Source organism: Noviherbaspirillum phoenicis, from assembly GCF_047237965.1.
Taxonomy (GTDB): Bacteria; Pseudomonadota; Gammaproteobacteria; order Burkholderiales; family Burkholderiaceae_D; genus Noviherbaspirillum_A.
This window is the reverse complement of record NZ_JBDFLX010000003.1, coordinates 71649-87771: the sequence shown is the minus strand read 5'-3', so window position 1 is coordinate 87771 and position 16123 is coordinate 71649. Positions and strand designations below refer to the sequence as shown.

At 55.3% G+C, this 16123-nt stretch carries 9 protein-coding genes; 1 reads left to right on the top strand and 8 read right to left on the bottom strand.

Annotated features, from left to right (window positions below):
• Positions 1-262 precede the first annotated feature (262 nt).
• The 7 genes from ABC383_RS22740 to ABC383_RS22710 all read right to left on the bottom strand — a co-directional run bounded on the left by ABC383_RS22740 (position 263) and on the right by ABC383_RS22710 (position 6712).
• Positions 263-1594 (bottom strand): hypothetical protein, encoded by a 1332-nt coding sequence (locus tag ABC383_RS22740; RefSeq protein WP_413017512.1) that lies wholly within the window; start codon positions 1592-1594, stop codon positions 263-265.
• Positions 1595-1835: 241 nt separating this feature from the next.
• The gene (locus tag ABC383_RS22735) at positions 1836-2021 is read right to left on the bottom strand and encodes a hypothetical protein (RefSeq protein ID WP_413018455.1); all 186 of its coding nucleotides are present in this window, start codon (positions 2019-2021) and stop codon (positions 1836-1838) included.
• 168 nt (positions 2022-2189) lie between these two features.
• A complete protein-coding gene (locus tag ABC383_RS22730) occupies positions 2190-2291 on the bottom strand; it encodes a DDE-type integrase/transposase/recombinase (protein WP_413017511.1) in 102 nt (33 codons plus the stop codon).
• 109 nt (positions 2292-2400) lie between these two features.
• Positions 2401-3843, bottom strand: a complete 1443-nt coding sequence (locus ABC383_RS22725) for an ISKra4 family transposase (RefSeq protein WP_413017509.1) — start codon at positions 3841-3843, stop codon at positions 2401-2403.
• A 1057-nt stretch (positions 3844-4900) separates the two neighbouring features.
• Positions 4901-5089, bottom strand: a complete 189-nt coding sequence (locus ABC383_RS22720) for a hypothetical protein (protein WP_413017507.1) — start codon at positions 5087-5089, stop codon at positions 4901-4903.
• Between the two features lie 44 nt (positions 5090-5133).
• Positions 5134-5991, bottom strand: a complete 858-nt coding sequence (locus ABC383_RS22715; RefSeq protein WP_413017505.1) for a hypothetical protein — start codon at positions 5989-5991, stop codon at positions 5134-5136.
• Between the two features lie 151 nt (positions 5992-6142).
• Positions 6143-6712, bottom strand: a complete 570-nt coding sequence (locus tag ABC383_RS22710) for a hypothetical protein (protein ID WP_413017503.1) — start codon at positions 6710-6712, stop codon at positions 6143-6145.
• 1395 nt (positions 6713-8107) lie between these two features.
• Here ABC383_RS22710 and ABC383_RS22705 point away from each other — a divergent pair.
• The gene (locus tag ABC383_RS22705) at positions 8108-8497 is read left to right on the top strand and encodes a tlde1 domain-containing protein (RefSeq protein WP_413017501.1); all 390 of its coding nucleotides are present in this window, start codon (positions 8108-8110) and stop codon (positions 8495-8497) included.
• A 513-nt stretch (positions 8498-9010) separates the two neighbouring features.
• Here ABC383_RS22705 and ABC383_RS22700 read toward each other — a convergent pair.
• Positions 9011-16111 carry a hypothetical protein gene (locus tag ABC383_RS22700; RefSeq protein ID WP_413017499.1) on the bottom strand — a complete coding sequence of 2367 codons (7101 nt, stop codon included), beginning with the start codon at positions 16109-16111 and terminating at the stop codon, positions 9011-9013.
• Positions 16112-16123 lie beyond the last annotated feature (12 nt).

Below are 16123 nucleotides of genomic sequence, written 5' to 3'. Positions count from 1 at the left end.
ACCAACAGTGCGTGGGCCGCACACCCGTTGAGGATACGGATTTCCTAGTTTTCTTTGTTCCTCAATACAATTTGGATCAAGACTTCCTGCAGAAGCTTGTGGCGGCGCTGGAGTAGTAACTATTGAGGCACCCTTTGAAGACAGCGCTTGTGAGGCGTTCCTACAGCGTGCGGCGATGAGGACGGGACACAGGCGGAAAGGGAGAAGGCAGTTCCGCAAACCATCGCCACTTCTTTCAATCCGATGGATAAACGAGCAGTAGTCATTTCTTTTCCTGGACATTATTTACGACGTTAGTATCACGCGTCACATATAAGTAACCAACAACAACCGGCCGTGCAAAGGTTTGCACAAGCGTTATACTATTTTCCGATAAGGCGCCGATTTGTATATCTTCTTTCATTCCAGCCTTCTGGGAAAGACTTGGCATAGAAAATGCCATGTTATTCATCGCCTCTTGCAGTGAGCGCTGCATTGCAATCATATCGCGTTTCTCTGCTTCATCGAGATTGCACCCTGCGATTTGTTTTGCCAACTGATCGTTCTTGGCATCTGCCTCCGGATCCGGCGCGATCTCCTTCTCACTGCTTTCTGACGAGATTAATTTATTTTTCGAAGAAACTTCATTCTTTATTGTTGGCAATCCGCATTTTTGCAGAATCACATTTTGTCTTTTCAAAACGCTGTCCAGTTTTGTGCCGACTCCTGCAAACGACGAAATAAAACGAGAGTCTGACGAACTATATTCAATGCGCTTCGCCAAGAAAACGCGGCTCACAATCGCCACTTTGGTCAGGTCGGGAACGTTTTTTTCACTTAAGTTGCTGATCAAATCCCTCACAAACAAATGGTCGCAATTTTTACCTGAGTCCTTATCTTGGCAATAAGTATCCAGCGCGTTATATGCCTGCACTGCAGGCACCCCATAGGTATATCCTTCTTGGATACGCATCGACACTTCGCTGGAACGATTTCCTGAGAGTCGCATCCACCCGCTTAGTTTGCCTAACAGACCCGCAGAGACGTTCGCCCGATCTGCTGAATTAGTGGAAAAGGTCGGAAAAACCATGATCGGCAGTAATGCGACATTATTGGTTTGCCAGAAAGTCTTAGGTAGCGCCGAAGTTTTTTTCCCTGTATTCGAGGCAGTCAACTGCGAAGCACTTTCGTGGCTGTCTTGAGTGACGTTCGGCACCATGTTGTAATATTTGTTCAATTCATAGACCAAGGACGCGTGGTCAATCTTGATAGCATTCCACAAAATAGATTCATCCTTTTTCTCCGGCGTCTGTTCTGGCGTCTTATCCTGGGTCTGTTCCGAGGTCTTTTCCAATGCCTCTTTCTTGGTCTCGCCTACACTTTTATTAGTTTGGATTACCGATGGTCTTGCTCTGATTCCATAAATATCGCCGACATGAATATCTTCGGTTGGCGGATACACTGGCTTAATTTGGTAGCTTTGCATGGTTTTTACCCATGCTTTCGCAATCCACTCGTCATCCGGGACCGAAATTGGCTGATACCTGTACCAAATAACTCCAACCAACAGAATTACCAGGATCGAGGCCGACCACCGCGTCACTTTTTTTGCCAACTTTACCTCCGCGGGCATCAGTCGCAATAAATTGGAACCTTGACTGTTAAGTATTACATGTTATCTCAGCTAACATTCATTGTGTTTTCTCAAAAATAAGCGACTATCAGAAGCGGCGCGTACCGGGCAGACAACAGGCCGGTGGAATCTTTTTGCACCAGCCGCCAACCGGTTCTGTCGGGTTAGCGAACTAAAGACAAAGTGGTGCCGGTTTCAGCATATGACTTTACCCTGGACGGGACTAGTCCTGCCCACGTATAAAACTTGTTGGCAAACGACATGCCATCGCAGCCATCCATCGTGGCTGACCTTTGCGAATCATGTACATGAGTTCAGTGCCGGCCAAGACTGATCGTACAGAGTGAAACGATTTAAAACCATGCATGGGGCGGGTGACGCATTTGACGGCACGTTGATCCTGCTCCACGATATTGTTAGGGTACTTCACTTACCGAATCTTAATTGCGAGTTCTCGTTGTGTGTTCGGCTGATCGAGCGCTGCTTTGGTAGCGCCACTTTTGTCCACCGTCACTGTGTCCGGGGCATCACTGCGCCGCATGGCTTTGCTAAAGAAGTATCTAGCCGTTGATGCGTCTCACTTGGCGGAGAGCAGGAAATCGATGGTGCTGCCTTGCTTGTCCACCGCGCGATAGAGGTACTTCCACACGCTTTTAACCTTGATATATGACTCATCCATGCGCCAGTTTTTACCAACCGCCTGTTTGTGGTTTCGGAAGACCCTTTCCAACAAAAGCAGCAACCGGACCGTCCAATGTAGAGGAGAGCAGTCAAAACCGGAGGCACCGCTAGGCTACGCATTGGCAGTGATCGTCATTCTTGTTTTCTGTGCATGTTCGCCGTCGATCAGGCATGTTGCGCATTTTCAGTTCGCCGTTGAGGACCGCTACCCTCACTTGAACAAGAAGGTGTGCCCCCTTATTCGTCCAACGCATCTGCCGCTTTTTCGCGCAACGCAAGCTGACGACTTCATTGACCGCCGATTCAGCGATGCTGCTACTGATCGGCATGCCGCGCCGATAACGCCATCCATAGTTGACCAAGTATTGGGCATTGGATTCGAGGTACCAATACGTTCCGCGCAGATTCCACCAAAGCGCTCTGTACGCCGCGTCCTCCGGGGCGAGGCTAATCATGTCATGAACGCTTTTCAGTCTTTCGACTGCTTCGGCCCCCTTGCCATGCCACGTCAGCCATTTTGCGGATGCGATCTCATCTTGTACTGAGCGCCCGTTAGGTGCCGCCAGATCAGGAAACTTTTGCGCCGATTGCTCGATTGCGCGAAATTTCATCGCGATATGAAACCAATCTAAAATCCGGGTCAACGGCCTTTGGGAACCGTCGACCGCTTTTTCGAATTCGCCTGCGCCGTCGGAGACGATGGTGATCTTTTGGTCCGGCGCAGCACCTTGCTCCGAGAGAAAATGGTCAAGGCGTGTCGCGGCCGACGTCACTTCCCGGTTGACGTACCCATACACTTTGCAGCTGCCATCGTCGCCAACTGCCCGGCCGGCGATGATATTCACGTGACGCCCAGTGGGCGGAAGCTTTTTTGACGGGAAATACTGCGCCAGTTTGGCTTCGTCCTGTTCCTGTTGTGACGGGCGGTGGCGTAACCATGCCGAATCCACCGCCAGGGCAATAATCTTGACCTTGCTGTTCGCAGGCGGGTAGGCGCGTTCACCGCGAATGGCACTTTCGGTGGCACGGTCCAGTTCTTGACCAACCGCCCATACGCAGTTCCTGAGCCCAGAGATGGAGATCGCCTGATCGACCGGCAAAGTTTCCTTCAGGAGGGCAGTGGCGACCGCATAGGGCAGGTGCGCTGCCCACTTGACCTGAAGGTATTCCAGTTCCGGGCTGAGGCGTCCCGGTAGCGCGGCTGCAAGGGGAGTGAATGACTTGCGGCTCATGTCCCGACTGCACTTGCAGACACGCAGCTGAGGGCTGTCGATGGCCACCTTACCGAAAACCGTTCGATATCGGATCGTATGCTTGGCTTTGATGGACAAGGCTGCACCGCAGTGCAGGCAGTGTTTGGAAGCGGACACGAAACCGTGCGCTTGGGCGTTGACCAAAGCGCGCTGGGCTTCGTGCACTAGATTTTTTCCTTCGGCCAGGCTCAACCCCAACTGCTTCAGTTCACCGTCGGCGCGTTCAAATTCAGCCAATCGGATCGGTACACTACCGCGAGTATTGTCTTCAAGTCGCGCCTCAATGACCATCCGCATGACTGTCTCCATTATTGTTTTTAAGACAATAATATACTGCCAAATTTGACTGAACGGTTGCCTCCGGTTTTAACTGCTCTCCTCTACGGAAAGTCACAAAAGTAATCAAACGTATTCTTCAATCAAAAGACAGCTTTGTGAAATCTCAACGAAGAGGTCTTTAGATTTTAAGTAAATCAACATGACGATTAAAGCGATCTAGATTCGCAAGTTGTCGAAGAGGAGCTAGGCAGGGTAAGAGCCTCGATACACTGCTACGAATGGTTAAAATGCGGTGTTGTCAAAGGGCAGATACATTTCGCCTATCGCCATCAGGGTAATCTATCGCTGAACCGATTGAATGGATTATGCGAAGTATGCTTATAAGCAAGCGTCCGAGAAAGGCACCTTGCGTTGCTTAATTTCGGCATGTAAATTGGAAGCATGCCGCTTCGAACCGATGGATGAAGAACAAGTCTCCATTTATTTAAGCTAAAACTTCGTTCGAAATGGCAGGGGCTGCAACAACGGCATTGTCTCTGCCGCCAGCCAACTGCTACGGCAGCAATTGCTCAACTTGGTTTATCGGAAACTTGGCGACCTGTGGCCATACTTGACACCGGACAGCTTTGGGAGCAAAGGCGTACAGTTTTCCGAACCGACTGGGCTATAAATCGCTGCCGCGCGATGTTCATCCACATCCCACCCGGCAAACAGCCAATAGTTGCGATTATGCTGAGTTCACCAAATCCGCGTCTACTGGCTGTTTGCCGGTAGCTTGCCCATCGACCGATGCGGCGCGGCCACTATAAGACTGAACCACTCGACCAGCTCAGCGACCGTCACGTCCGCACCAGTTTAAAAGACTTGCTAAAACGCTTGCCATCACAACCGGCGGTCCGCGCCTGCAAACTGTTTGCACATTGCTGGCCACATACACAATGCCGTTTCCACGCCACATTCCTACCATTGTCAAAATAGAATTGCGGTGCGTTTTTTGACTATGAAGACAACTTGATTTACTTTGCAAAAGGTTACTATCCGAAGCACCTAAATTTTATCACCTAAGAAATGACTATTATTCCTTCTTCTTTTCCAGTTCCTGCATTCGTCGATGGATAAATTCCACGGGCGTTTCGTTGCTCGTCTCCTTCGTCTCTGAATTTTCCCCAATCTTTCTTGCTTCGTCTGAATTTTTCAGCGATTCGATTCTTTTATGCAACATTTCTGCCTTTGATCGACGTGCTTTTTCCTCGTCCTTTTTCATCGGAAGCCCCATTTTTTAAGCAGTAATCACGGTTAGATTACTGCCTATACCGAAGGTTCGCCGAGTGTCAGCAAGTTGTCAATTTGTCTACGCAACGCTTCCATCTTAGCGCTACCTGCTAGCCCAGCCGATGACAGCATCATTTTCTGGACAGATTCAGATTTTGGTACGACTTTTTGGGCCTTTAGCGCTTCAGGAGTCAGTCGATAAATTTGTGTCCGGATGCTTCCTTCCTTTTGGCTAAGCAATCCAAGATCACGAAACTCAGATTTTTTCCCTGAAAAAAAAGTTTCCTGATACCAGTGATCAGTCTGTGGATCATGCCAACTCAGATATCCACCTTTCAGTACCTCCCGCGGCTTTCTTATAGCACCGCTGTAACTGTAGCGCACCCCTGGTGCAGCTACCGGGTCGAAATAATTAGGCGTATAGAAGTCCGATACCACGATACCGTTTACCTGATAGCTGAATTCTGCTGCCTCCGAGGGGTCACATACCTCTACCAAAAAATTGACCCGTCCTTGTTCGGGGTTGGGTGATTGCCCTGCTCTCACAATATCTCCTGTTGGATCGCCCAACATCTCAAGGCACTCATGGCTCGCTGTTAGAGACCATCCCGGCGAATATTGGACAAGGGCAAAAGGTGCGCCATCCTTGTCAAGATGTATCCCCGCCGCACCTGAAAACTTAATATCATCACGAACAATGATAGGCCAATAATCTATGGGAACGTCTTCCAAAGACGCAAATGCATCTACCGTTGCATAAATATTCCATATAGGCCCAAAATCCCGCATTGCTTGTTTTTGTAAGGCTGCACTTGTTTTGCTTAGTTCACTAAACGACAGATTTTTAGTTTCGGAAATTAGTCCAATATGCTTAATCTGTATAGAGTTTCCCATTTTTTCCGCCTCCAATGTCGTGCACCACGCCTCACAACAATTAAAGCATAAGCGCAACGTAAGTTAATAAAAGGACAAATAATGAATTTTTATACTAAAATATTACACGTCATTTAAATAAGTATGTTAAACATGGATATGGTTGATACTACTAGCTGAGGGTGTTCTTTGAAAAAGCCGTGTCTATTAAAGGAAGAATAAAAGCACTCGCCATTGCGAGCATGCTGAGCCACCACTGTTGACCCGGAAATATACTTGGTACAGAAGCGCCCCACACAGCAAAAGAAACGGTCGCGAGCGTAGCCTCAAACAAAGGCAGACTATGCCAACTTCTTTCCTTTCCCGCCTCCGCCGCCTTGGCTATAAATATTAAAAAAACGGCGAGCGGCGTTGCAATGATGAAACCAACATAGATGTACTGCGAAAGTACTTCTGCGTGCACCATTGCCTGCTCCACTGCCTGCCCTCCTGGAGGCCGAGCTTTCTTGGTATCGCTCGCGATCGAGATGAAAGGTATATATAGCGCCAAAAACTCTGTCGGAATATACCGTTTTAATGCTTCAAGTGAGTTGTTGACCTGCTTCGCTGTTATCTGCGCTGTTGAGCGCGCAGGTTGATCAGGTGTTATCTCGGCAGCTGCAATGCGCATCCGTTCCGTACTAGAGGGGTTGCTTGGATTACGTCGGTCATAAGCAACTCCTGCAATTGCCTGAAGTGACATAATTTCTCCTTTTTAATTTTTTGTGCAAAAAAGAGATAAATATATTATCTAAATATAACAGTTAATACGTATCTACAATCTTATCGCAATCGTTATTCTGTGAATCCGGAGTATTGAGCACGGTGTCACCTTTGATCACTGCGCTCCACTTGTCACGTTAAGCATGCCGGCATTTGCCCTCCCTTCAATTTGACAGAACAGAAAAGATGCAACTACTGGGAAAACAGTCATTACGACAGTCATTCTTTATTAGCCCGCAACCGCACACGGTCATTCGTAAATACATTCCGTGCTTGCTTGAATAGTTATACAACCCTTGTGAGCCGATGGAAACCATTCAACTGATATTCCGCAACGGCATTAAATAAAGCTTTTTCCCAATCGATAAATAGGACACTACCGTTGTACTCGCTCATTCTTATGAGAAAAATCAAACTGTTTGAAAAGGTGGAATTTTTCGTTGCAAAAGTCTGCGAAAGCCGCAGATTTTTTTGCTTTATGACCAAATTAGTATCCATTAGGAATCTCTGCAGAAGCACCGTGAAGTCAAAATCTTCCTTTTCGTAAATAAGGTAATGGCATAGTGACTGGCATTAATCGGCGCGGGAATATGGTGAACGCCCAGGATCCATGGGTCTTCGCCCAAATAAGACAGTGCTGGATTTGCCGGATTGGCCAATATGACTGGCCTTTCCCTTGCAAAATTAACGGGGCTTCCATGCGCAGGAAATGCCGTACTTCTCAGCATGACAACACGCAGAGTTACCCGTTGCGAGAGCATATCGACCCGCATCATCCTCTCATGGGACTGGCCAAATGATCGAGTGAGCCGCCATTGACCGCATTGCCACCGAGCCGTTTCACTCCGGGCTGAGGCGGCCAATCTTGCGGCCACGGCTTGTCGCCGGCCTTCTGTAACTTCTGCATGCATTCAACCTCTTCCACAGGCTTCCATGCCAATCTCGCAGCCCGGTTAAATTCTCTTTAGCAGTGCCTTTAACCAATCGGCACAATTGAACTTCCTGCGCAAAACGGGCTTCTCAGCGCAATCAACACCCTGGACCTGGAAGACATTCTTTGCCAAATCGACCCCAACGCAAATAAGCTTCATAGTGGACTCCTTCTTTTACGACTGGTGTGTGGAAACTCCAATGTGGTACCACGGTGCCCTTTCGGGGAGGAGGAGTCCATCCCGTTCCTTCCAGGCTAATGCTGCCGATTGCGAACGGCTGCACTAGACCGAGGCTGTGAAAAAAAGAAATGACCACCTGCAGGCGACGGCCACTACTCTCACTAGATTGCTGCTCATGCCTTGAACCGCTCAAGCCCAAATTCGTACCCACGCCTTAGTCCAAAGCAGCTAAGATTAAGTGGACGAACTACTTGGAGGCGCGAATGCCAGATTGGCTTTATCACCAGAGCACGGGTGATCTGTTTTACCTGAACGGAATCAGTACCCAACCGGTAGAGCGAGGATATTCCGGATACGGCAGTTGCAAGAACAAGCCAGAGTTCCAAGGAGTCAAGCAGCTAGGGCCGATTCCACGCGGCAAGTACACCATGGGCGCCGCTACTGAGATTCACGGCGGAAAGATAAAGACCGCGATCCCCCTCACCCCCGATCCAGCCAATGACATGATGGGCCGCGACGGCTTCTATGTACACGGCGATGGGACCGTAAAACCAGGTGAAGCATCCGAAGGTTGCATCATTTGTTCTTTGGAGACTCGCAAGAAAATGGACCTTTCGGCGCCTACAACCTTGCACGTCGAGCACGGCCCATGAGAGAACTTCAACTGAGCTAGCCTCGAATCTCACCGAAGAGAATTGCGTGGGCATCGTATTCGCGAAGACAAGCGCGCTTGGCCGCGACGCCACGGCACTAGCTGCCGCGCGTTGCACTGCTTCCGCCATCATTTACAAGCGCAATGGGGATGGGTGCGCACCACCGAGGCTTCCCACCGCGGAGCAACTGAAGAATTCCAACACCAGAGCTATCTGGGGCCGCTGCCAGGATGCCGCCAAGAGCGCGGCAGCCGACGACGTCAAGACGTGCGAGCACTTCGTCATCTAGTATTCCAGTGACAAAGGCAAAGCGCCATCAAAGAAGTCCAAGCGAATTAATGCCGGCTGGCCCTATGACCATCAGTACAAAATCAAGAGCAACTGGGGACCTTCCACCATGCCTTTCGCCCGGAATCATTCCCGGTCGCCCTTAGCGTGTAACCACCTGGGAGTTGGCCGCAGGCGGCGTCGACAATAGTTACGTGATGCAGTATTGCGACGTGCCTTGAGACGCTAAGGGCGAAGTTCCTTCTCGATCGTTTCCGGGACGTGGGTGCTTTCGGTGGTGCGTTCGGCTTTCAGGACGGAGTAGCCGAGTGCATCGGGCGTGACCGGATCAATGCTCACCCACTTGAAGATGCCTCTGCGGATTATCCTCGCGGGCGCACGCGCATCGCCCGCGCCCCTTACGACGTCCGTGGACATACTTTCCGGTGTGGGAAGCGCGGAATGCGCGCTGCACCAGGCCAACGGCGCCGGTCGCGACCCGGCGTCGAGCGCCACCAGTGAATACATCGCTTGAGGAGGCGGCAGGACCGTTTTGCTCTTGATCGGGATCAGCAAGCTGGCGATTAGGTCCGCGTTCTCGCTGCCCATCGCTACTGCCTTCACCTGCAGCACGAGCGTGTCACCTGCGCGCAGCAAGCCGCCTTTGGCCGCCTTGAGGACGGACGTCGGAAGCGCGTAGTACTCGTCTTGGGCGAGGGGCATGCGACCGAGCACTACGCCACCGGCTCCGAAGTCGAAGTCGAGGGCCTCGTCGGAACCATCTGACTTATGGATAGTTCGGGCCGTCAGAAAGAAGGACCTCATGCCATCCCTCCAGTTCGTCGTCACGCGAACCACGGCTGTCTCGTTCGGCGTGACACTCTGGCGGTCGATCCAGGCATTGAAGATTTTGTCGGGGATTTCTTCGTCAAATGCCTGATTCACGCTCAGCGGTTCGATCCTAGACAGCTGCAGGTCGAATGCAGGATCACTAAAAAAGACCGTGCGGCGCACGAGCGGTATCGGGAAGCGCCCCTGCACTGGACCGAGCACGGGCAGCGCGAGCAGGCGGAAATCAGCCCTATCGAGCGTTTCGCGAGCTCTCACCTTCAGCTGGAGATCAGCCATGGCCCCTGCCGGCAGGTCGACCATTCGGGGACAGAATCCGCACTCGAATACGCAATCCCCGTCCGTGACGGGAAGCGCTCCTGCCGGCGGCAGGAACACCAAGCGATCCTGCCCAGCCGGGCCCGGCGTGTCGACAACTTTCACCAGCTCGAAATCGATCCATCTCGCACCCACCCGTAGGCCGGTGCGCAGGGACTCTTCATGAACGCTGGTGAGTAGGCCAAGAACCACCAGCGCGGGATCGCTCACCTGTCTGTCCCCGTCCCATACCGAGCACGTCACCGTGACCGCGCCCCGCCAGATTGGTGCGGCGCCTCGAGTCTCCTGAGTGAGGCCGGACGGCACGGCTTTGCCGAGGAGAACGCTCCAGCGTGGCAGTTCCCGATGCTCCGGCGGAGACGAATCATTCACGTCGGGGGGGCCCGATAGCGAATCCCACGTGCCGAGCAGAGCCTGGCAGGACTGCGCGCTGTCCCGCCACCAACCCACCGTGCGCCGCCAGCTTGACGGAGATCCGCTGTTGTCTGGCAAAGACACCGGCCGGGGCCTGCGAATGCCGCGCGAAATTCCCGTGCCGCCATCCGCTTGTTCGAACTGCCTGTGTACGGAGTTGCAACTGCTCAGGACGCGAACTCCGATCTCGACATAGGCGCCGGCCCGGCTGCTGAAGTCGAGGGTGTCGGCAACGACGGGCAAGTATGTCTGAAATCTCCTGCCTTGCTGCGCACCCAGCGACGGATCCATCTGCAAGATCGCGCGCGAAATCTCCCTCGTGGAAGGAACCAGGGGCAGACAGGCGACCGCGGCGTCCTGCATCCACGGGGCCGCACCCGCTCGCTGTTCCGGTGGCTTGATGTAGGCGACGCGATCGCGTTCTTCGATCCAGACGGTATGCGTCTGTTCAAGTGCAGTGCCGCCCTGCAAATCGAAGGACAGCCCCATCGGCCGCGTCGTCCGCATACGGCCTGAAAGAGCGGCCAAGGCGATTGGCGCGGCGAAGTGTTCCGGCGCGCGTTCATCCACAGCAATCGCAAGATCGGCTTTGCTCAAATGCCCACTGGTGAAGGCGTCGGGCCACGTGAGATGCCCGTCCGTTTTGTGGACTGCTTTTGTGCGCAGCGCGCGAACGGAGAAGTTCAACGGATCCATTTGCTTGGCTGGCAACTCACACCGCGCGAACGTCGCGCCTTTCTCCACGCGGCGGATGATAAGGAACGCAGGCTCCACCATCTGCCTGATTGCGAGACCGACAAGGTGCTTGGGATCCTCGTGGTCCAAGTCTGCGCGCGACACTGGCAGTGCCACCAACCCGCCTTCACCGCCGATGACCAAGTCTCCCCCGGGATTTATAGCGCCCTTCGGCTGCGATTCGAGGATGGGCTGGAGTTTCACGGATCTAAAGCTGACATTCAGGCGCTGGGGCTTGCTCATGGTCTTCGCGTGCGCGCGCGGCCCATACCGGGTGAGTACGCTCAACGTCTCCTGAACGCCGGGGGGCGCGTTCTTGCGAAGCATCGCGAGCATAACGGCCGCGCGGGCAAAGGGGTGCGGCAGCGGATCCTTCTTGTCAGTCGCGCCGGGCCGCTGAATCTGCTCCACGTGCCAGCCCGGCAGGTAAGGCTCGCTGTCAGCGAACCAGCTGCCGGTCATGGCCGCGCCCGAGAGCAGGCTCGATGGAAGAAGCGCCTGGGCAAACGGGATGGTCTGCAAGTGGGTCACGTCGACGAGATCTGCAGGCGACACCGCTGATCCGGCTTCTGTCGTCACCGGCAAGTCCAGCACGTCGTACCTCGACATTTTCAGCGAGGTGCCCTTCGCTGGCGTTTGCGGTGGCATCAGTAGCTTCTGCACGCCGGCGGCGGCGCCGGGAGTACATACCGCAGCAATGAACGGCACATGCAAGAGGCTGTAGTTGATGGATTGTTCACGTACCAACGTCGTCATGCCACCAAGAATCACCCACGAGTCCGCGAGCGTCTTCAGTTCTGCGACGATGCTCTTGTCAAACAGGCCGATGTACCCAAGATGGATCCGCTGCACGCCGGGGCGCGGGAACGTGGGTGTTGGATATTTGCTTCCCATGTATCCAGGCACGAAGCCGAACTTCCAAAGCATCGCATCGAGGGACTTGGCAAGTGGTTCGGCGCTCCAAAGCTGCAAAGCATGCAGCGCCCGGATTCTGTAACTGTCATTCGGCTGCTCCGGCCAGGTCAGCGTGTGAGTCGCTTCGACGACCCAGGTTTGCGGGGTCTCCTCGCCGGCGGATTTCAGGCGGATTCCCGCATTCAAAGCAAGCTCGATGTTCGCACCAGGGATGCGATGGTCGAACAACTCAAAGGCCGTCTGATGCCTCACGACCGCGCCCGGCGGGCACGCGAATTCGACGGGCACGCTGTCGGCTCCGTCTGAGAACTCGAAGCCGTGGATGTTCGACCATCCGATCAAGCTGTCATGCGTCCAGTTTCCGTCGAACCGCAAGGTGTCGCGTTCTGAGGGCAGCAGTCCTCCGGACTGGAGAAGGTGCGCGACGGTGAGTTCTTCCCGCTGCAAGAAGCGCAATTCGAAGAAATGTGATTGGACCTCCAGCCGTGGTCCCACCCCGGCACCAATGGATAGGGCGACGATCCCGTCCTTGATTCGACCTTCAGCCACCCCCGGAAAGATGGTCACCGCGTCCACGGAACTGGGATTCGCCAAGACGCAGGCGCCGCGCGTACCATCGACTGATGCGTCCCAGTTGATCTGGTTACCAAACCACTGCACTTGCCCCGAGGACTTCTTTTCGTCCCAGCGATGCTCGACCGAAATGTTCACGCCCTGACGCAACGATCCCGCCAGGGATAACGAGAGGACGCGCGCATTGGCAAGATCCAGCTCGATCCCGGAGACATACATTCCCAATTCGTCGCTTGGGACCGCAAACGATACGATCGACGGTGCCGTGTGCCGGGTATCGATGGGCGCTGAAAGCGCCAACTCGAAACTGCGCTGGAAGATGGAGAGTACGAGGCGCGCATCGTCCATCCAAAGCACGCCCTTGCGCAGCGCTGGCGTGCCAATCAATTGAGCCACCCCGCCCCACCCCGATGCGTCTGCAGCTTGCGTTTCGAGGTCCCACACGATTTGCCCGTCTGTATGCACCGACTTCACGTCCGTGATGGACAGGTTTCCCTGTGCGTTGGCCGTCATCTGCACGGTGACCCGTCGCAACGCATCCGACGCAATGGCACGGCTCCAGTTACCGGCGACCAGCACCCCTTCAACAGCCACTGACTCGAGGGCGCCCGCTGATTTAAGGACGAGGCTCGCCAGTTCGCTGGGCATGAAGCGGCAGGTACTGCTGATTGGCAACGCCCGTATCACGCGATCCTCCTTCACTTCTTGCTCGCTGGGAGCCCACAAGCTCCAAGTCCAGCTACTCGCCACCGCCGCAAAGCGGCCGACGGGGTCGAGCTGTGTTTTGGCTGCCATCGACTTGCCGGCCATGAGCAAATCCGTGAAGGCAAACCTCCAGGCCACACCGGTGACCCCCGACACGGAGATCGCCTCCTGTGTGGCGATGAGCGAGCCTTGGGTCACATTTCCGGCCGAGTCCCGCAACTGCAAGGCTCGGGAGATGAGCCTGCCTTGGGGTGTCAGGCCCACCGCCCAGCCGACGCCTCGGGCGTCCCAGACGTAGCCGCCACTGGCCTCTTCTCGCACGGACCAGCCAACAAGAAGGCGCCCAACGGCAGGGTCCAGGCTCACGGTGGCGCCGCTGATCTTGAGCATCCTGCCGCGAGGTCCCTCGAGTAGCGAATCGCCACTGAACACATCGCTCCACACGGGCGTCTTTTGCGAAAAGGTTGCCCTTCCATACGTCACATGCGAACCCTCGATGGTGATCTCCGGATCGATTTGTATCGACGCAGCCCACGAGAATGGGGGCGCCAGCGTTGTTGGTGTCACGTTAATCGGTTTTCCCATCCCGCCGCGGGGGAACATGCTGCTGTCCTGTGTTGCAGCCCCCTCGCGCAGCGCCCAATTGGCTAGCCTGAGTTCCTCGAGCCTCTCGGGTTCCAGTGTCGTGATGACGGGAGGCACAGGAGGCGCGGAACCCTGACCCGGCCCCGATGGCTCCTTGTTAGGTGGCGGGGTCACTGCAAGCGCATGCGGTTCTACATAAAGGGGTTGCTCGAAATCCCCGGAGACTTCATAGATCGAAGGCGACAGCGGCAGCAACTCGACACCAGGCAAGGTCAGCGCCACCAGAGGCTCGGGCCGCTTTTTCGCATCGAGCTTGGCCAGGAACGAGTTCTCATCCGAGGCCGCGATCCGCGGCAGCATGCTTGCGGGGTCCTCCAGAGCCAACGGGGAAGCTAGACGCTCGAACGGCGTGAGAGAGCGGCTAACATGCGGCAGCGTTGAGGTGGGATCAGACCGGGTGGAGCACATCACCTGTATGCTCGGCAAAGTCAGATGCCTCAGCCAGGCCCGCTGGGTTGGCGCATTCGGAGCGAGCGCGCTCGGATTGAGGTGCAGCACCAACCCCTGCGCGAGCACCGGCTGGAGGTCCTGCGCACCCGCGGCACCATTCCAAGCTGCGCCTGGCCGTTGCGGCGCCTCGACCACCAGCCCGGACACTCCGAACGGCGCCGCGGCTGGAACTCCCACACAACGTCGCAGGACAACGTCGAAGTATGCGTCGGGGTGGTCCGACGCCATCGGCAGCGCGTCATTCGCATCCGGGCGGCTGTTGGCCATCCAGGCCAGGCCCCTGGACTCCAGCGCGAACCCGGACAGGTTAATACGTGCCTTCGTCAGAAGGCGTGGGGAGGACAGGTCGATCGTGAACTCCACGAAATAGTCCGGCGGCTCGTCCAGTTGCAAGCTCCACGGTGCGCTGACAGGCACCTCGCCGGCCAGATGGAACTCGTGCCGGCGATTCCCGAGCAGGAAGCTGCCTCGCACCGTCTTGGCATCTGTCCGCTCCACGACCGCAGGCAAGCGCGATCCCGTGTCCAAGTCCCCTTCGACGGGCACTTCGAGCCAGCCGTTCTTCAGTTGGATAAACCCCACCACCGGAACCGAAGACGCGGGAGTTCCACGCCCGTAGGCGAAAGCCAGCTGCCCCCTCACCCGGGTCGGTTCATGGACTAGCAGCATCGGCGCGAAGCTGAAGAATTCCTTGACGACGCTGATAGTTGTCGTGCCCCCGGTTGTTTCGTCGATGCGGTCTTCTTGTGTCACGCTCCATGAATACTCGGCGTCAGCGTCGGCGGCCGCGGCCGCAGCTCCGGCCGAGCTGACCACGAGCGTGCCACCTTTAAGCTGCAGCCGCACGGCCGGTGCCAGTTCCAGCACCTGCTCCGGACCCAAGACCTGGCTTTCGAGTGGTTGGTCCGCGAGGGTGATTTGCGCGATGCCTGCTTGCAGCACGACGTCGGCCCAATCGGCGGTGACCCGCTTGTTCTTCACCTTTGCGGGCCAAGCCAGCTCCGGCAGGGCTGCATCGACCGAGAAACTGAGCCGGGCCCAAGCTGTCACTCTGAGGGTTCGGCCAATCGCATTCATACGCAGCCACAGCTGACGCCAGAGCACATCTGAGCTTGCCGGCTGGGGATTCAGCAGGCCCACGCTCGCCTTTCCTTGCCGTCGGGTCAGGCGCACCCGCGTTGGAATCGAACTTCCCCCGTCGGGGGGCACGACGGCAGCCGTGTAGACGATCCCATCCGCCCTCAGCTCGATAGGTTGCGCGAGATCCACATTAGGCAAGAGCTTTTCCAGCCCTTCCTCATTCACGATCGTAAGTGACCCTTCCGCTAGCACATAAGGAGGGACAGCGATGCTGTCAACCGAAGCCGGCACGAAACCTGGGTGTTCCCAAGCGGGCTGCACGAGCGTGCGGGCCTCGCGGGCCAGCTTGACCGTCGCCTCCAGCCCGAGAATGTTGAGCGTGAATGCCTGGCCTTCCTTGCCGGCGGCCGACGCGAAGAAGTCGAGCAGCGCAGGATCGACGAAGTCGTAGTCGTCTGCAACATCGAAGCCCTTCATGTTCCGCGAGCCGGACCTCACCACCAGCGTCCGCAAACTGAATACACCTGGTGTCTTCTCGTCATAGCCGTTCCGCGGGATGCGCGTGGCCCGTCCGGTGAGCGCCCAAAGCGAGTCGGCCTCGTCGATCTGCCCCAGCAGAATTACCTGCCCCAGGAAAGCGATCGTCTTCTCGTCGATTTTCATTGTCAACTCCGG